Source organism: Streptomyces sp. NPDC015532, assembly GCF_043078065.1.
GTDB lineage: Bacteria > Actinomycetota > Actinomycetes > Streptomycetales > Streptomycetaceae > Streptomyces.
This window is the reverse complement of sequence record NZ_JBIBSY010000006.1, coordinates 1-16714: the sequence shown is the minus strand read 5'-3', so window position 1 is coordinate 16714 and position 16714 is coordinate 1. Positions and strand designations below refer to the sequence as shown.

General features: G+C 68.3%; 15 protein-coding genes, 1 tRNA gene and 3 pseudogenes. 9 read left to right on the top strand and 10 right to left on the bottom strand.

Annotated elements, in window-relative coordinates:
- The first annotated feature begins 136 nt into the window (after positions 1-136).
- Together ACF07B_RS20310 and ACF07B_RS20305 are read left to right on the top strand one after the other, a co-directional pair.
- The gene (locus tag ACF07B_RS20310; RefSeq protein WP_392179902.1) at positions 137-2536 is read left to right on the top strand and encodes a glycoside hydrolase family 2 protein; all 2400 of its coding nucleotides are present in this window, start codon (positions 137-139) and stop codon (positions 2534-2536) included.
- Complete coding sequence (locus ACF07B_RS20305) at positions 2533-3561, top strand: LacI family DNA-binding transcriptional regulator (protein WP_392179901.1); 1029 nt, start codon at positions 2533-2535, stop codon at positions 3559-3561. The genes ACF07B_RS20310 and ACF07B_RS20305 overlap by 4 nt, the downstream gene beginning before the upstream one ends.
- Here ACF07B_RS20305 and ACF07B_RS20300 read toward each other — a convergent pair.
- Positions 3524-3955 (bottom strand): hypothetical protein, encoded by a 432-nt coding sequence (locus ACF07B_RS20300; protein WP_392179900.1) that lies wholly within the window; start codon positions 3953-3955, stop codon positions 3524-3526. The two genes, ACF07B_RS20305 and ACF07B_RS20300, sit on opposite strands and share 38 nt — an antisense overlap.
- A 1319-nt stretch (positions 3956-5274) precedes the next feature.
- Here ACF07B_RS20300 and ACF07B_RS20295 point away from each other — a divergent pair.
- Positions 5275-5685 (top strand): hypothetical protein, encoded by a 411-nt coding sequence (locus ACF07B_RS20295; RefSeq protein WP_328444114.1) that lies wholly within the window; start codon positions 5275-5277, stop codon positions 5683-5685.
- A gap of 369 nt (positions 5686-6054) precedes the next feature.
- On the opposite strand, the gene ACF07B_RS20290 is transcribed toward ACF07B_RS20295, so the two are convergent.
- Together ACF07B_RS20290 and ACF07B_RS20285 are read right to left on the bottom strand one after the other, a co-directional pair.
- Positions 6055-6489 carry a DUF2809 domain-containing protein gene (locus tag ACF07B_RS20290; RefSeq protein ID WP_392179899.1) on the bottom strand — a complete coding sequence of 145 codons (435 nt, stop codon included), beginning with the start codon at positions 6487-6489 and terminating at the stop codon, positions 6055-6057.
- Between the two features lie 240 nt (positions 6490-6729).
- Positions 6730-7335, bottom strand: coding sequence for a YncE family protein (locus tag ACF07B_RS20285; RefSeq protein ID WP_392179898.1), 606 nt, complete (start codon positions 7333-7335; stop codon positions 6730-6732).
- A 436-nt stretch (positions 7336-7771) separates the two neighbouring features.
- On the opposite strand from ACF07B_RS20285, the gene ACF07B_RS20280 reads away from it, so the two are divergent.
- Positions 7772-8611, top strand: a complete 840-nt coding sequence (locus ACF07B_RS20280) for a SigB/SigF/SigG family RNA polymerase sigma factor (RefSeq protein WP_392179897.1) — start codon at positions 7772-7774, stop codon at positions 8609-8611.
- A 484-nt stretch (positions 8612-9095) separates the two neighbouring features.
- A pseudogene (locus ACF07B_RS20275) lies at positions 9096-9614 on the top strand (helix-turn-helix transcriptional regulator); the annotation flags it as partial.
- 352 nt (positions 9615-9966) lie between these two features.
- Here ACF07B_RS20275 and ACF07B_RS20270 read toward each other — a convergent pair.
- Entirely contained in the window at positions 9967-10599 is a 633-nt protein-coding gene (locus ACF07B_RS20270) for a YdeI family protein (protein WP_392179896.1), read from the bottom strand.
- Positions 10600-10618: 19 nt separating this feature from the next.
- On the opposite strand from ACF07B_RS20270, the pseudogene ACF07B_RS20265 reads away from it, so the two are divergent.
- Positions 10619-10774: pseudogene (locus ACF07B_RS20265) on the top strand (site-specific integrase); the annotation flags it as partial.
- 267 nt (positions 10775-11041) lie between these two features.
- On the opposite strand, the gene ACF07B_RS20260 reads toward ACF07B_RS20265, so the two are convergent.
- Positions 11042-11326, bottom strand: a complete 285-nt coding sequence (locus tag ACF07B_RS20260) for a CPCC family cysteine-rich protein (protein ID WP_392180187.1) — start codon at positions 11324-11326, stop codon at positions 11042-11044.
- A 189-nt stretch (positions 11327-11515) separates the two neighbouring features.
- Between ACF07B_RS20260 and ACF07B_RS20255 the strand changes: the two genes are divergently transcribed.
- Together ACF07B_RS20255 and ACF07B_RS20250 are read left to right on the top strand one after the other, a co-directional pair.
- Positions 11516-11612, top strand: a tRNA-OTHER gene (locus ACF07B_RS20255).
- Between the two features lie 412 nt (positions 11613-12024).
- The gene (locus ACF07B_RS20250) at positions 12025-12597 is read left to right on the top strand and encodes a hypothetical protein (RefSeq protein WP_392179895.1); all 573 of its coding nucleotides are present in this window, start codon (positions 12025-12027) and stop codon (positions 12595-12597) included.
- A 175-nt stretch (positions 12598-12772) separates the two neighbouring features.
- Here ACF07B_RS20250 and ACF07B_RS20245 read toward each other — a convergent pair.
- The 3 genes from ACF07B_RS20245 to ACF07B_RS20235 form a co-directional block, all read right to left on the bottom strand.
- A protein-coding gene (locus ACF07B_RS20245) for an IS5 family transposase (protein ID WP_392180186.1) occupies positions 12773-13590 on the bottom strand; the annotation gives its coding sequence in 2 pieces (ribosomal slippage) (positions 12773-13242 and positions 13242-13590; 819 coding nt in all).
- Positions 13591-13647: 57 nt separating this feature from the next.
- A complete protein-coding gene (locus ACF07B_RS20240) occupies positions 13648-13941 on the bottom strand; it encodes a hypothetical protein (RefSeq protein WP_392179894.1) in 294 nt (97 codons plus the stop codon).
- A 219-nt stretch (positions 13942-14160) separates the two neighbouring features.
- On the bottom strand, positions 14161-15330 hold the full coding sequence (locus tag ACF07B_RS20235; protein ID WP_392179893.1) for a hypothetical protein: 1170 nt from the start codon (positions 15328-15330) through the stop codon (positions 14161-14163).
- Positions 15331-15560: 230 nt separating this feature from the next.
- Between ACF07B_RS20235 and ACF07B_RS20230 the strand changes: the two genes are divergently transcribed.
- Positions 15561-15785, top strand: a complete 225-nt coding sequence (locus ACF07B_RS20230; RefSeq protein WP_392179892.1) for a hypothetical protein — start codon at positions 15561-15563, stop codon at positions 15783-15785.
- A gap of 78 nt (positions 15786-15863) precedes the next feature.
- Here ACF07B_RS20230 and ACF07B_RS20225 read toward each other — a convergent pair whose 3' ends face one another.
- Together ACF07B_RS20225 and ACF07B_RS20220 are read right to left on the bottom strand one after the other, a co-directional pair.
- Complete coding sequence (locus ACF07B_RS20225; protein ID WP_392180185.1) at positions 15864-16037, bottom strand: DUF6300 family protein; 174 nt, start codon at positions 16035-16037, stop codon at positions 15864-15866.
- Positions 16038-16164: 127 nt separating this feature from the next.
- Positions 16165-16626: pseudogene (locus tag ACF07B_RS20220) on the bottom strand (ISAs1 family transposase); the annotation flags it as partial.
- Positions 16627-16714: the final 88 nt, after the last annotated feature.

The window sequence follows — 16714 nt, the reverse complement described above, 5'->3', positions numbered from 1 at the left end:
GCTCAGAGGTGTGCGACAGAAGGATCTAGTCGGAATGGGTGAACTGAACCGGTCTATGGACAGGGCTCCGAGGGAGGGCCTAGCTTGCCTGTAGTCCGTGGACGGCGGGCGACGGTCCAGCGAGGGGAGCTGCGTCATGAAGGACATCACCCTGCTCTCGAAGGGGTGGAGTCTGCATCACGAGGGGAAGGCGCTGAGTGCCGTCGTTCCCGGCTGTGTGCACACCGACCTGCTGGCCGCGGGGCTGCTGCCGGACCCGTACATCGGCACCAACGAACTCGACGTCGCCTGGGTGGGGGAACGACCCTGGACGTACTCGACGCACATCGGCGCGGCGACCGCGCACGAACGCACCGACCTCGTCTTCGACGGTCTCGACACGGCCACCGAAATCACGCTTGACGGTGTCGAGTTGGGCCGAACACAGAACATGCACCGGACCTACCGCTTCGACGTCACCGGCCGGTCCGGTGAACTGGCGGTGCGTTTCCTGTCCGCGTACACGGCAGCCGAAGCCGTACGGGAACGGACCGGCGACCGGCCCAACGTGTATCCGGCACCTTCGCAGTACATCCGCAAGATGGCCTGCAGCTTCGGCTGGGACTGGGGACCCACCCTCGTCACGGCCGGCATCTGGCGTCCCGCCCGCCTGGAGCACTGGTCCACGGCCCGCATCGCCCGGGCACGTCCCATGGTCACCCTGGCGGAAGCGGCGGGGCGCGTGGAGGTGCACCTCGAGGTCGAGCGGTCCGTCGCAGGCGACGGGCGCCGACTGACGGCCCTCGCGACTGTCGCCGGCGCCCAGGCCGAAGCGCACTTCACCGGTACGCGCGCGGTCCTGACGCTGGATGTACCGGACCCCGCCCTCTGGTGGCCGCGCGGCTACGGCGAACAGCCCCTCTACGAGCTGGAGGTGGTGCTTTCCGCAGGGCAGGACGTGCTGGACACGTGGCGGCGGCGCATCGGCTTCCGCACGGTCGAACTGGACCGCACGCCCGACGAACACGGCACCGCTTTCACCCTGATCGTCAACGGTGAACGTCTCTTCGCGCGCGGCGTGAACTGGATCCCGGACGATGCCCTCCCCTCCCGGGTCACATCCGAGCGCTACCGCCGACGGCTCACCCAGGCCGCGGAGGCCAACGTCGACCTCGTCCGCGTGTGGGGCGGAGGAATCTACGAGGACGATTCCTTCTACGACATCTGCGACGAACTCGGTCTCATGGTCTGGCAGGACTTCCTGTTCGCATGCGCGGCCTACCCCGAAGAGCAGCCACTGCGCGGTGAAGTGGACGCCGAGGCACGTGAGAACGTCGTGCGTCTCATGCCGCACCCCTCCCTCGTACTGTGGAACGGCAACAACGAGAACCTCTGGGGGTTCCGCGACTGGGACTGGGAGCCGAAACTGGGCGGTGACTCATGGGGCGGCGGGTACTACCTCGACCTGCTGCCGCGCATCCTCGCCGACCTGGACCCCACCCGGCCCTACACCGCCGGAAGCCCATGGTCGGGCGGCTGGGAGCGGCACCCCAACGACCCGGCCCACGGCACCCACCACTCCTGGGAGGTGTGGAACCGCCGCGACTACGCCGAGTACCGGGACAGCGTGCCCCGATTCGTCGCCGAGTTCGGCTGGCAGGCCCCGCCCGCGATCACGACCCTGCGGCGGGCGCTGCCGGGAGAGACACTCTCGCCCGACTCACCCGGCATGCTCCACCACCAGAAGGCCGAAGACGGCAACGGCAAGCTCAACCGGGGAGTGAGCCGGCACTTCGCCCTGCCCGAGGGGGACTTCGACCGCTGGCACTACCTCACCCAGCTCGTCCAAGCCCGCGCCGTGGCCGCCGGGATCGAGCACTGGCGTGCGCACTGGTCCGAATGCGCGGGCACAGTGCTCTGGCAACTCAATGACTGCTGGCCGGTGTCGTCCTGGTCCGCCATCGACGGGGACGGACGACTCAAGCCGCTCTACCACGAACTCCGCCGCCTCTATGCCGACCACCTGCTCACCATCCAGCCGGACCCCGGCGGACCGACCGTGGCCCTGGTGAACCAGTCGGCTCACCCCTGGAGCACCGCAGTCGCGTTGCGCCGGTTCACGACGGATGGTTCGCAGACCGGCCTCGGTACCTGGGAGGTCGAGGTCGCTCCCCGCTCCGTCGCGCGGACGCGCGTTCCGCCGCAGGTGGCTCCTGCCCCGGGAGCCGCCAAGGAGTTCCTGGTGGCCGACGCGGACGAGCTCCGCGCCCTGCACACAGCGGTGACGGACAGGGACTTCGACTACCCGAGGCCGAGGTTCGACGTCCGGATCGAGCCGGTGGCCGGGAAGGGCGATAGAGTCGACATCGTGGTCACCGCACACACCCTGGTACGCGATCTGCTGCTGCAGCCCGACCGCCTGGCCCCCGACGCGACCGCGGACCGCGGGCTGACCAGCCTGCTGCCCGGTGAAGAGGTCCGCATCCGCGTCCGCGGCTGGACGGGGCGTGACGTCCAGGCCGTACGAGCTGCGCTGTTCTGCGTGGAGCCGGCGTGAGCGCTCCGTCCGACCGTGTCACCATCCGGGACGTCGCCCGGCACGCCGGGGTGTCCACGGGAGCCGTCTCCATCGTGTTCAACGACAAACCCGGGGTTTCCCCCGCCACCCGCGAGCGCATCATCGAGGCAGCGCGCGAACTGGGATGGACCCCGAACAGCCGGGCGCGCAGCCTGTCCGGGACCCGGGTGGACACCGTGGGGCTCGCCATCTGCAGGCCGGCGCGACTGCTCGGGCTCGAACCGTTCTACATGGAATTCATCTCCGGCATCGAGAGCGTACTGAGCGACCGGTCCTACTCACTGCTACTGCGCCTCGTACGAGATCTTGACGAAGAGGTCAACCTCTACAAGCACTGGTGGCAGGGTCGGCAGGTCGGCGGTTCCATCGTCGTCGACTTCCACCAGGACGACCCCCGCGTCCCCGCGCTGGAGAACCTCGGCATGCCCACGGTGGCCGTGGGCCACCCCTCCCTCACCGGGGACTTGACGTCCGTGTGGACCGACGACGCCACCGCGGTCGAGGAAGCCGTCCGCTATCTGGCCGCGCTCGGACACCGCCGCATCGCCCGAGTGGGAGGCCCGGCCGGCCTCGGGCACAGTGCGATCCGCACGACAGCGTTCGAGTCGGTAGGACGTGAACTCGGGCTCGAGAGCGGCCCACAGGTGGCCACCGGGTTCGCGGGCGAGGACGGCGCCCGCGCCACCCGCTCGCTGCTCCTTACTCCCGATCGGCCCACGGCCATCGTCTACGACAACGACATCATGGCGGTGGCGGGCGCGGCCGTGGCGCAGGAGCTCGGGCTCACCGTCCCCGGCGACCTGTCACTGCTGGCGTGGGACGACTCGCAGTTGTGCCGTCTGACCCACCCCCCGCTCTCTGCGATGAGCCACGATGTGCACGGCTTCGGAGCCGAGGTGGTGCGTACGTTGTTCGCCGTTATCTCGGGTCAAGGGCCCGCTTCCCACCAGGTGTCCACGCCCAGCCTCACCCCGCGCGGCTCGACGGGTCCACCGTCGCGCTGAGCGCGAACGCGCCACCTGCCGTGCCGCCCCCTGAGCGGCGCCAGGCTGTCGCATGAACGTTCTCGCGCCCGCCGCACTCGACCGCATGGCGCTCGGGGTAGTGGGCCAGGTCGAAATACGGCGGTCGGCCGCCGCAGGAGCCGAGCTTCTGGCGGTTGCGTGCATGGTCAGCCTTGTCCGGGATGGTGCGGCGAATCCCGCGGCGGCGCAGGCCGAGCGCCTGGCTCATCGCCTTCGGCATGTCGCCCGGCTGTACCCGCGGCCGCACACTGGCCGTCGGGCTCTCTTTCGCCCTAGCACTCGCCAGCTCGTCGCTGCCCACACAGCCCGCCAGCCCGATCAATGCCCCAGCCATGGCCACCGCGGTCACGCCGGCCCATCTTCGGATCTTCATGAGCGGAGCCGTATAGCCGAATTTGGGCCCACCTTCAAGGCGACCCCCAGCAGGCCCGCGCCGCCCACCTCACCTCCCGCGCCGTGCGCTCCGTCCTCCTGTACAGCATCGGTGCCTTCGCCAACGCCCACCCCGAATGGGCCGCCGCGATCTGGTCCGGTGCCCGCTCCGCACTCCTCGTCCAGCGACACCGCGAAGACAACACCTGCGCAGGCGCCCTGCACACCACACCAGGCACCGTCGCGGCCTTCCGCACCGACGCCCTCTACCTCACCGCACTCCAACACTGGCCGCACCACCACCAGCCCCGCGACTACCTCCTCGAAGGCCACCTCACCCACCCGGTCACAGCCCCCACCACCGAGGAAGAACCCCTCGCCCTGCGGACGCCGGACGCGCCACCCTCACCCGGAGCGAGGGGGAGCCTGATGCCGCCACGTTTCCGCCGCAACCGTTTAGCCCCGCAGCGTGAGTTGAACGAGGCCGCCTCCAACTCACCGACCAACTCCAAGCCGCCAGCTACACCAAACGCGACATTGCCCGGATCATCAATCGCGACCCTCCCTGGTCGCCCAGTTCTGCACAAAACGCAAAGGCGCAGCGGCCTTCGTGCCCGCCCTCCAACAGTTTCTGGCTGCTGTCCAGACCTGCGGCATCACCGACCTGCCCGAAATCGCCACGATCGCTGCCCTTCACATCACCCGCCGCACCACGTCCAGCGGCACCAGAGTCAGCGTCCGCAGCAAGGCCGTCTTGATCACCCCCACCGGATCGGGCACCGGCCGCGTCGGCGCCCAGGCCATCGACTCCGCCTCCTCCTGTCTGCGCCCCCTGATCGCCGAAGCCGCCCGCCAAGGGCCTACGCCTGGCGTTCATCGTCCGCTTCGCCAAAACCGGCTACCTGCACCCCTCCGGCAGCCGTTCCGACTCACCCGTAAATCCGCCGCGACGTCACCCAGCGCGCCGATCACACCGAGGAACGCTCCTACGGCTCCGCCCAGGCCGTCGGCCACGACGCAGCCGACTTCGCCCGCCGGGTGGATGCAGTTGGCGGAGACGTCAGCGCCGCCGTCCACCAGTGGCTCGTGGAGACCCGACGCATTGACCCCGACGCCCGCATCCTCCACCTGGAAGTGCGCACGTGGCGCCCGCGCTGAGCACCGGTCACCGCCTGCGTCTTCCCTGGTACTCCAGCCGCAGATCGTGACCTGGCATCCTGCCACGCGGCAGTACCGTGCAGGCCCACACGCAAGCGACACACCCCGGTGACGTGACAGCCTGGTGAATGCGGATACGCGCGGCAGGGAAGGCAGGACGGTATGACCGCTGACGAGACCGGCCGGGGCGACCCCGAGCCGCGGCAGGACCTGGTGCAGCGCTCGGCACCGTTCCTGCCCGCAGGCAGCGAGATCCGGCAGGTATTCATCTGCCAGAGCGCGCCGAACTTCTGGTTCTTTGTCATCACTTATCTCACCGGTCTGACGATGTTCTGGAACAAGTACCGGTGTTTGGCGGTCACCCAGGACGCCATCTACGTGTTGGACAGCAGCAAGCTGTCCGGCGGTGCCAGTCCACAGCGTCTTGCGGGCGCGATGCCACGCCATACCCGACTTGGTCCGGTCTCTGGCCGATGGGGGCAGGTGAACCTGCTCGGCGAGCGTCATTGGGTCCACAAGCGCTTCCACGACCAGATCGCTGCCGCAGACCGGGAGACCGGCTTCGCCCCATAGGTCACGACTTCGGATGGCGACCTGCTGTCATGGTCTGACGCGGCCGACGCGCGCTTCCGCGAGCATCGGATTCCGCATCGCCCGCAGCGGACCACGATTGGACTGGCTCACCGAATTCGCTGCCCGCATGGTGGGCGTCTTCGACCAACACAACGCTGTCTGGGGCACCGCAGCGAGCGTTTCCGACTACGTCGGCGGCATACACCTGATGTCCCACATTGCCGCCACCCACCCTGGCGTGACCACTCTTTAAGCTCGACGGCGAAGTCGAATGGTGCGGCGGGTCCGGAGCTGCACAATCGCTTAACCTTGCGGACCCGGTGTCCGACGCATTCACCGCTACTCGTTCTCCTTCGCCGCAGGCCAGTATCAACTGGATCCTGTATGACGACGTGCCAGGTAGGGGCCCACAGCGGTGTGGACGAGCCATCCCGCTCCCGCGCCGACTCCGTACCAGAACAGGTCGGGTGGATTGAAAGTGGAACCGAGCACAAGGCGGGTAACGAGGCTGCGTTGGGAGAGTCCCGCTGTCATCTCGCTGAGCTGCAGGAACTCGACCGCCCAACTGACGGCCAGTGCGCTTCCGGCGGCGGTCAGGGGCGTCACTCGTGGCGCCACCAGAACGACAAGGGCGAGAAGCAGGACGGTGTACAGCGCGTCGCCGCCGTATTTGGCCAGGCTTCCCGTGGCCACCGCCCGGAGTCCCAGCCCCGCGCCGACGGTCACCACCGCGGCCCCGGCTGCCGCCAGACGGATCCGTGCCGGTTCGGCGGCGTGAGAATTGAGTCCAGGGATGAGGGGCACAGGAGCATACTGCCGGGTGTTTAGGTGCTGTAGGGGCCCACATTCCATCCCGGGCGGCAATTGGCGTCCGGGTATGGCCATGGTTGGCTCGGTTTCTGGGGTTGTGGTACTTCCCTTGCTGTACCGCAACCAGGCCCGGCTGCTGTGGGGCGGTTTGACTCCCTTAACATGATCCGGTTCAGACCTGGGTGGAGCGAGGTCTTGCTTGGTGGAGCTCAGCGGCTGAGCAGTGGCACGTCGTTAGCGCCCGCGTGCCGGTGTGCGGTTACCGGGGGCCGGGGCGGTGGCCGTGGTCGGCCGGTCGTGGCCTGGCTTTCCGTGACCGGGCTTGCAGTGGTCGAGCTTCCCGTGATCCTGATTGCCGCGGCCTGGACAGGGCACGACCCCGATCGCCACCCCGAACGGGAGGTCGTCGACGGGGATGGTGGCCACGACGGTGTTGGTGGCGGTGTTGATCACGGACACTGTGTCGGCGTTGGCGTTGGTGACGTAGGCGCGGGTGCCCTTCGGCGACACCGCCACCCCGAACGGGAAGGCGCCGACGGGGACGGTGGCGACGACCGTGCTGGTGTTCGTCTTGATCACGGAAACGGTGCCGTCGTTGGAATTGGTGGCGGTGTCGCGGGTGCCCTTCCGCGACACCGCCACCCCGATGGGACCATCGCCGACGGGGACGGAGCCGACGACCGTGTTCGTCGCTGTGTTGATCACCGACACCGTGTTGGCGTTGAAGTTGGCGACGTAGGCGTAGGTGCCGGGCGGCACGGCGTGGGCGGGCTGCGGGGCCACCATGGGCAGGGCCAGACCGGCCACTAGGACGAGACCTGCCACCAGCGTCCGCAGCAACCCACCCCACCACGAACGACGCACGCGAAGATCAGGCGGCGCCGATGACGGGAGGGCCTCCTGCGCGCCCACCCCCCTCACGGTTTGACAGATAGTCACAGTAATCCCCTCGACCGAACTGACGGAAGGGGGCGCGTTATGATAGTTCGTCATATTTAGTACAGTGAGGACGCGCGGCCTCCACGACCATGGGCCGGGTCGGCCGCTTGGACGGTTGTGCACCCCTGGATGAGGTTGTTTGTGGGTGGGGGCGCGGGGCAGGCGGAGTTGTGTGCTTCGGACCGGAGGCGCGCGCCAAGCGGAGAAGACCCGCGGCCGCGATTTCCTTCGCCGGTCTGCCTAGTTCCTCTCCGCGCGGCGGCCCATCACTCTCGTCCGGGCCCGTGCTCGCAGTTTCTGCGGATCACCCGGACACGCTGTTCTGGAGGGATCTCTCGTGCAGACCGCGAACTCCGTAGACCGCCCGCACACCGACGCCACCCCTGCGCCCCAGACTGCCGAATCCGCCCCCGCCGACCGCGGTTACGACGACTCGCCCGAGACCGACGCGCTCTTCGTCCAGCTGGTGGAGCTGGACGACGGGCCGGAGCGGGACACGGTGCGCGACGAACTGGTGAGCCTCTGGCTGCCCATGGCACACCGGATCGCCAGTCGCTTCCGTAACCGCGGCGAGGCCATCGAGGACCTGCGCCAGGTCGCCGCGCTCGGCCTGGTGAAAGCCGTTGACCGCTTCGACCTCGCCCGGGGCGCCTTCGAGAGCTACGCGATCCCGACGATCACCGGCGAGGTGAAGCGTCACTTCCGGGACCGGATGTGGGCTGTACGTGTCCCGCGTCGCGTCCAGGACCTGCGCAACCGCGTACGGGTGGCACGCCGGGAGCTGAGCCAGCGGCCCGGCGCCGCCGAGCCGACCCTCACCGAGATCGCCGCCCACACCCGTCTCACTGAGGAAGAAGTCCACGACGGGCTAGAGGCCATGGAGAGCTTCAGCGCCCTCTCGCTGGACGCCGAAACAGGCGGCGGCGACGACGGGTACAGCCTCGGCGACACCCTGGGCACCACCGACTCCTCCTTCGACACCATCGTCGACCGCGAGGCCGCGGCAAAGGAACTGCGCCAGCTTCCCGAACGGGAGCGGACCGTCCTCTACATGCGCTTCTTCGAGGACATGACGCAAAGCCGCATCGGCGAGAAGCTCGGCATCTCCCAGATGCACGTCTCCCGCCTCATCTCCCGCAGCTGCGCCCGCGTCCGCAAAGGGGCCCTGGGCCAGTGACGCGGGAAGCAGGCAGTCAAGGAGACGAGCGCAGATGAGTCCGCTACTGGCCGCCGGCCGTGGCGTGCAGCCCACGGCTTGCCGGTAGAAGGAGCAGATCCCGCAGGCGGGCCAGCCGCAGCGCCATTGGACACGTCCGGCCGTAGTTGAGCATGCGACCGGTGTGGTGATGGCCCCGGGACGGCTCGACGCGGAACAGGCTGGGACTGTCCTGTCCGAGGCACACGCAGATGTTCGCGCGGGCCGGGGGGCGGGCCATGCTGTCCCACGCTCTTGAGAGCGGTGTGCTGGTCCTCACCGTGGAGGACGACTCCGGCCCCCGGGACGAGGATCTGACGGCCCTGATCAGCGATCTGATCCACCTGCACGCTCCCGCCCCCGCGGTCGTCGTCCTGGGCCATACCGTGACCGGTGCGGTGATCGAAGCGATCGCGGAAGCGCATCATCGGTGCAGGCACCTGCGGACCTTGATGTCGGTGGCGACATCGGCTACGTCGACAGCAAAGGCGTCGAAACCCGGAGAACCGTCCACCCGCTGGGCATCGTCGCCAAAGGTCCTGTGTGGTACCTCGTCTCCAACACTGAGAGCGGCCGACGGGTCTTCCGGATCGACGGCGTGTCGTTCGCCGACCCGACCGGCGACTCCGTGCACCGACCCGGGGACTTCGACCTTGCCGAGAGCTGGTACGAGATCGCCAAAGAGGTCGATCGCAAACGAACGCCGCTGGAGGTCCAGGCCGTATGCACACCGGACGGGATAGGCATACTCCGGATGGCGCTCGGCGACCGGCTCGACGTGGGAGGTTCCACGCCCGACGGCCGCATCGAGGTCGTGATCCGCGGCCCCAACGAGTACATCCTCGCCGGCGAGCTCTCCGGGCTGGTCGAATGGGTCGAGGTGACCGGCCCTCCGGGTGTGCGAGACCACCTGGCCTCGATCGGCAACGCCCTCGTCGAACGTTACGGCCGACCGCGCACCAGCGGAGACCTTCACCCTTCTTGAAGCGGACGAGGCAGGGCTTCGAGGACAGTTCCGCTCAATAGCGTGGGGGTGTCCGTTTGCGGCAGACGCCTGGTCACGAGTCGGCGGGTCTGCCGGCCTGGCTCGCTGCGGGTGGACCATCTCGTGTCGGGCCGGTATCGCCACGCACTCGGCGAGATTCCGGGGTCGAGGTCGCGACGGGCGGTGCAGGCTGTAGTGGCGGTTGGCGCCTCGTGGGCGGCGGTGTCAATCGCCGGCCGTGGGCTTGGGCGCCTGAAGGGCAAGCCCGACGGGTGCCTGGAGCGGCAGGTCCCGCGCTGAACGGCCGAGGTGGAGGGTTACGCGATCGCACTCGGCCTGTTCCAGCGGGCCCTCAGGTTCCAGGTCGCCGGAACGGCTTGAGCCGCACCCCCTCCAGGCTGTCGGCGATCAGCTGGTCCAACCGCCGCTCCCGAGTCTCGTCCCGCTTGGCAGTGATCACATGGTGGACGGCCGACTTGCGGTAAGACGGCGCCTGCCCGCTGAACCACTCCCACGCCCGCGGTTCTGCCTGGAAACGAGCCAGCTGCGCCGCCTCGAACTCCCAGACCGGCTTCTCCTCGCGGTCCCGGTCACGGGCTTCGAACACAGCGATACCGGCCGGCCGCATGAGTCCCCGCGCGGTCAGCTCCTGGATCTTGCGGAGGTTGACCAGGCTCCAGTTGCTGCGCGGCCTGCGCGGGGTGAACCGGATCGCCCAGGAGATATCGTCGATCGGGCTCTGCCGGCCGTCGATCCAGCCGTAGCACAGGGCCTGATCGACCGCCTCCGACCAGCTCAGCGTGGGCTTGCCCGTTACCTTCCTCCACATGCCCACCCGGCATTCGGAAGCGGTCGCGTGGTGCTCCTCCAGCCAGTCCCGGACCTGGCGCTGGCACTTCGCGGGAACGGGCACGACCAGCTCGGCGACGGCAGCGGGGGACGGGGTCGCGCTGAAGTAGGACTCTGTCGCTCGTGCCGTCGCCACCCGCTACGACAAGAGGGCAGCGGCCGGCGTCGCCCCCAGGGTCATCATGGAGATCCTGGGGCACAGCCAGATCAGCATCACGATGGACGTGTACACGCACGTCGTGCACGACACCCAGCGGGAGGCGATCAGCCACATGGACCGGCTGCTCAAACGCCGTCGGCCCGCCGCCTGAGAGGCGACTGCCGTCAATTGCTGTCGTCAAAGGCCCCGGACCATGATCGGTCCGGGGCCTTTTCCCTTGTGCCCCCGGCAGGATTCGAACTTGTGACACCCTCTTTAGGAGCGAGGTGGGGCGAGTTGAGGTCTGACCTGCAGGATTCCGACTTCGGCATTTGCTGGCTGCGCTACCCGTCGGCAGCCGAGGTTCCCCGTGAGTCCCCGCCTCGTCTGGCGCGACTGTGGCACGCGGACACGTTCGACCTGACCGCCAACTGCGCACTCACTCGGTCCGTCTCGGCCGCTTCCTCTTGGCGGCAGACCGCCAAGACCCCTCGCCGCCCTGAGTGACGCTGTCAGGACCGGCTGACTCGGCAACGTACGCCGCGTAGCGTTCCCGCGCTTCCGTCAGGCTCTCCGCCCCATTGGGACCGCCCAGGACTTTGTCAGCGTCGAAATCGTCCTGCCCATCGTCCTCCCACCCGCACTCTGGACAGATCTCGAAACTGGCCGATGTCTCCAGAGTCATGAGTCGGCAGCACGGGCACTCGTATGGTCCTCCGTCCATGAGTCGGGGCCGACGGGGCAAAGAACCTGATTCGTCAGAAGCCATGTTGCAGAGGGTATGGACTTGGCCTATCGGGAGCACAGTGATTTCAGCCAGCTGTGGCAGTGACCCTAGGACGAGCAGTAGACAGCCACAGCCCACGGCCACCGCTCGCACCCCCTCGATACCTTCGTGAGTGGCCGGTTCAGGGCGTGGGGGCTGCGTCGGCAAGCCGTGTCCTGCACACGGTCTTGAAAACCGTCGTGGCAGCGATGTCACCGTGGGTTCAAATCCCACACCCACCGCAGGTGAAGGGCCCCCGACCAGATGAATCGGTCGGGGGCCGATCTCGTGTCCGCTGGCCGCCAGGGACCGCGGCTCCCCGTTGCTCCCGACCGAACGGGCACAGGAAGGGCATGGAGATCTGTCGCCGCGGCGACACGACGCTCTAGCTCTGGTGCCACCAGGCCGGTCGCGGATCTTGACGTTCTGCTGAGAGGTCGGTCGGCACACTCCTGCCCGCGTCCGTTCGCCCCCGATACCCCCGACCTGGTTGACGGCTGCCTCGTCGGCACTGGCCTGTCCCTGCACAGTGGCGAGCCGACGACCAACCAGCCAAACGAGGGTAGTGACGCCGCTGGATCCCCGATCGAACAGCTCGGGTATCGTCGCGCCGCCGGCTGTCCAGGCCGAGGTGCTCTGCTGACCGGAGGTTGATCGTGGCGACGGACGTCTGGGGCGTGCTGGAGGAGGAGCAGCGTCTCCCGTGGGCGTTCACGCCGTTCGAACGTGTCGGGCCGCTGGAGTTCGGCATGACACACGAGCAGGCAGAGGCGGCAGTCGAAGGCGTCCTGGAGACCGGGATTTGGGAGGGTTCTTCTGGGAACAGGCACGGATGTGCTGAGTTTTGGTCGGTGCAGCTACTTAACGCACAGTTCTTCGGGCCAGCGGTAACCGTGTACTACGAACGATCGATCGGCCTGGCAGGCATTGCGGTCAACGCACTGCGCGGCCCGCAGGTGACTTTGGACGGGATGGCACTCGTTGGGCAGGTGCCCTCACGCCTGGAGAATCATTTCATCGACTACCTCGAGACGCACAAGATGGAACTGCTGTACTCGCAGAACGAGGATCCGTGCTCGGAGCAGCTTGGTCTGGTGCTTCGGGCTCAGCGGGCTGGCGACCTCGTGCTGAGCCGCCCTGTGATGGTGGCCGAAGCGTGGGCCGAGCGTTGCGGGGACACCACGGAGGGCTTCATCCCTCACAAGGAGTGGAAAACCTTCGAGTGGTGAGCGCTGGTATGCCCTTGCGGAGTGACTGCCGAACGGATACCTCTCATGCCCAGCTGGACCTGCCCGTAAAGCACGAAGTTGGGGCCAGGGTCTGCTGGTCGCAGCCGCTCCGTCCTTCGAGTAGCCGCACCGTCTGCCTCGAAAGTTGCTGCCGACCACCGCTTTAGACCGTGTCCTATGTGGTGAGGCGGACGAGTCGTTTGTAGCAACAGAGGGCTGCGGCGAGGCCGAGAAACGCCAGGTAGTTGCGGGGGTGGCGTTCGTAGCGGTGATTGAGCCGGCGGTATCCGGTCAGCCAGGACATGGTTCGTTCGATGACCCACCTTCGGCGTCCCAGTCGTTCGCCGGACTCGATGCCCTTGCGGGCGATGCGAACGCCAATGCGCCTGCCGCGTAACCATTTTCGCAGGTGGGGGATGTCGTAGGCCTTGTCGGCGTGGAGACGCTGAGGCTTGAAGTAGCGGCCCCCGCAGGGGGCGTGTCTCGTTTGGTGCCCGGTGATCATGGGCTTGAGCGCGAGGCTGTCATGGGTGTTGGCGGCCGAGACGCCGACGAGGAGGGGCAGTCCGTTCGCGTCCGACAGGATGTGCATTTTGGAACCCGGCTTGCCTCGGTCCACGGGGCTCGGGCCTGTGGGTTCGCCCCTTTTTTCGCCCTCACGTGGGCGGAATCGAGGACTGCTCGGGAGAGGTCGAGCAGGCCGGCGTCGTCCAGGCGGTGCAGGATCTCCTCGTGCAGCCGACCCCACACTCCCGCTCGGGACCAGATCAGGAACCGGCGATGTGCGGTCGACTTCGATATGCCGAAGCACGGTGGCAAAGCCCGCCAGGCGCACCCGCTGACCAGCACGTAGATGATGGCCGCGAACAGCGTCTCATCAGGTGTGTCCTGTGTTCCGCCACCCTGCGGCCGCACCTTCGACGGTGGGATCAGCGGCTCCGCGATCTCCCACAGCCCGTCCGGAACAATCCAACTCCACGTACCCCGCCCCATAATCAAGTCCAACGACCCAGCACCACATAGGACACGGTCTTAGCTTGTCGTTTAACTTCAGGCGCTCGGTGGGGTCGTGGCAACGGTGACCTGAGCTGTCCAGGACCCGGGTTCCCGGGGCGGATCCCAGGTCACATCGACGTCAGCTTCGTGGAAGTCGTGTGCGAGTCCCACCACCATGGCAGCCACGGCGGCCTGTGCCTCGGCTGGGTCGGTGTTGGCCGCCACGTCGGCAAGGCGTCCGCAGAGCATCCCGCCCTCCTCGGTGAGAACACTGTGGCGCCAGCCTTCCGGCGTCGCCAGCAGGACGATGCTTCTCGGCATGCCGAAGGGAGGCCGTCTCTTCGTCACGCGCTCTCGTCGCACCATGGAGCTATCCAACCTCGTGGGCTTCCTGGAGGTTCGCGCGGGCGGAAGTTCAGGCGCCGCGGCGGGACTTCGTGCTGACCTTGTGGTGGGCTGGCCGGGCCCTACGGGGGGGCCAGCCGGAGTAGCCGATCCGGTGAAGACCAGGCCACGGTGCGCACACGCACGGACCCTTTTTTGCGGGTCCGTCGTCGGCGCGGTACGTCAGTCGGCAGTCTCTTGAGCCGGGGTCGTCTCCGGCCGGACGGCAGTCAGGATCAGGTCGCGGATGGGCGGCGCCAGCACCCCCGGCATCTCCAGGACCGGCCACTGACAGCCGGGCACCAGCCCGTCGAGCACGACGTACGTCTGACACTGGAACAGCAACAGCAGCGTCGAGAGGGCGCCGCCGGAAGGTGTCCAGCGGCGCTCGCGCAGGGTCTCCAGGACAGACACGCCCGACGGTAGCCCCCTCCCGGTCAGCCACATTGTGACGGCTTCCGCGGGCTGGCCGGCATCCAGCTCGGCCTCGACCCGCTCACACAGGTCCAGGGCCCACTCACGTACCTGCTGGGCCGTGCGCCAGCCGGCGCGGAGGTCTTCCAGCGAGGCGGTGTCGGCCAGGCCGCGCAGGCGGTCGCGGGCGTCGCCTTGGGGGAGGAAGGAGAGCGAGCCGTCGTCGGTCATCACCAGGTCCGAGGGTTCCGGGGCGTCCTGCTGGGTGGTCTCGACGAGCGAGGCGAACGGATGAGCCGTCATGCCCGGGTTCATCCCGCGCAGCAGGTCCCCGATCTCCTGCACGGACATGGTGCCGCCGAGGACGGCGGTCACGGCGGCCAGCGAAGCGTCGGACGGAGTCATCGGCGTGGGCTCGGTGTTCTTGTCCAGTTCGGCCAGTTCTTCGGGGAGGTCGCCCAGGATGCGGGCGATGCGCTCGTCGATACGCCTGGCCCGGGCGGGAACGAGGACGAAGGTCTGGCCGGCCTCGGCAAGGCAGCTCGCGACATGGTCCACGTGCTCTTCCAGTTCCAAATCATCGCCCAGGCCGTCGTCCTCACCAGGCAGGGCGACGGAGTCCACCGCGGCGCGGAAGGCGGCCCGCACCGTCGTCTCCGGCACCGGGTGCCCGTCGGCGAACAGGAGCAGCGCCAGGTCGGTGGGCCGTTTGCCCCGGCCGGCACGGCGGGCGAGGGCGAGGACCAGGTCGAAGCTCTCGGTCGGCGGGGTGGATGTGCTGCCCCTGCCGCGGCCGAGGCCTCCGCCGGGGATGTTGCCCGGGAGCAGTCCGGCACGCCGCCAGACTTCGAGCTGCTTGGCCGTGATGGTGAGGCTGTGACGCGCCGCGTGGTCGATGAGCTGCTGGTCGGCCGCGCTGGGAGCGTCGTCGAAAGGCATGACGCAAAGCTAGCGAGGCCCTCATCGGCGACAGGCCGGTTTTGGAGACCCCCCACCTTCGTCCGCTCGCTCTGCTACCCGTCCTCTGAAATGGCAGTCGCACGGCACACGGACGGCATATCGACGCCGTGGTGGTTCCGCCACCGTTGAAGCCATCCGCCCTGCTGCCCGCACAGCGCGCCCGCCCCCGGGCGCTTCCGCGCCGTGCCCGATCCGCAAAGGACTCAACGATGACCACCGACACGGACGCATCCCGTCCTCAGGACCGCAGACTCCGGGAACTGCGCCTGGTGCTCCTCCTGCTCACCCTGCTGGTGGGGCTCCTCATCACCGCGGCGGCCGTCTACGTGGCCCGGGTGCACCCGAGTCTCGCGCAGCCTCTGGGGGTAGGAGCCGCCGTCATGAGCGCGCTCGCCGCCATCGCTGGTGTCGTCACCCGCGCCATCCGTAGGTGATCGTCTCTGGTTCGACCGGCAGACTGGCGCCGGACGGGCCGCCGTTGCCCCAGCCCCCTGAGCTCGGTTGGCCGCGCCTCAGTTGAGACCCGGTGCCGTTTTCGCCCAGTACCAGCCGTGGGCGGCCATGCCTTCTTTCGTCCACTCCATCAGCAGCTGCGCACCTTCCGCAGAACGACTGGTGTCGTGCCCACCGCCCTCGGTGAAAAAGCGGATGAGTGCCGCGGCCGCAGGCTGGTTCGCATCGCAGATTTTGCACAGCTCCAGATGGATCGGCTGACCGAACGTGTCCTTCTTCGGCGTGTGGGAACGCGATCCCGGCGACGGCGGCGGCCTTGATCCGGCGGATCTCGTCGCGGCCGTGCGCGGTGGCCCGCGTCTTGTCCAGGAGTGGCACTTCCCGCCATGGCAGGGCCTTCAGCCACTGGTGCAGGGTGGGCTGATTGCCCTTGATCAGCGCGATGTAGTGGGCGTGCTTGTCCTCGACGAGGAAGCGCGCGTGGGCGGTCTGCGAGTGCAGGGCGTCGAAGGTGACCACCGTGCCGTGCAGGTTGAGCGGGGCAAGCAGGGGCTGGAAGACGGTGATCTCGTTGGTCGTGGCGTCCACCTCGCGCTGGGCGGTGACCAGGCCGGTCCCCGTCATCGCGGCGAGCAGATGGACCTGGGTGCCGTCGGTGCGGCGGGCACCGCGCACGGTCTTGCCGTCCACGGCGAGGGAGGGCAGGGGCCGCCGGTCGCTGTCGTTCTCCTCCTGGCCAGCGGCGCGTTCGCGCCGGGCGAGCCAACTTCCGACGGCTGTATCCAGCGCGTCGCCGTCGATGCGTTGGAGGACACGACGCACGGTGGCCTCGGCCGGGGCGACGGGGCCGCGGTCCGGCTCCCGGCATGGGCCACCGAGCCGGGCCAGGACGTTGGGCGGGGCGTCGGCG

What these genes read in the sequence shown, in the direction of transcription:
- ACF07B_RS20260 (WP_392180187.1), bottom strand. Translation starts at nt 11,326, where the DNA reads ATGGACGGAGGACCATACGAGTGCCCGTGCTGCCGACTCATGACTCTG.
- ACF07B_RS20235 (WP_392179893.1), bottom strand. Translation starts at nt 15,330, where the DNA reads ATGCCTTTCGACGACGCTCCCAGCGCGGCCGACCAGCAGCTCATCGAC.
- ACF07B_RS20230 (WP_392179892.1), top strand. Translation starts at nt 15,561, where the DNA reads ATGACCACCGACACGGACGCATCCCGTCCTCAGGACCGCAGACTCCGG.
- ACF07B_RS20295 (WP_328444114.1), top strand. Translation starts at nt 5,275, where the DNA reads ATGACCGCTGACGAGACCGGCCGGGGCGACCCCGAGCCGCGGCAGGAC.
- ACF07B_RS20310 (WP_392179902.1), top strand. Translation starts at nt 137, where the DNA reads ATGAAGGACATCACCCTGCTCTCGAAGGGGTGGAGTCTGCATCACGAG.
- ACF07B_RS20300 (WP_392179900.1), bottom strand. Translation starts at nt 3,955, where the DNA reads ATGAAGATCCGAAGATGGGCCGGCGTGACCGCGGTGGCCATGGCTGGG.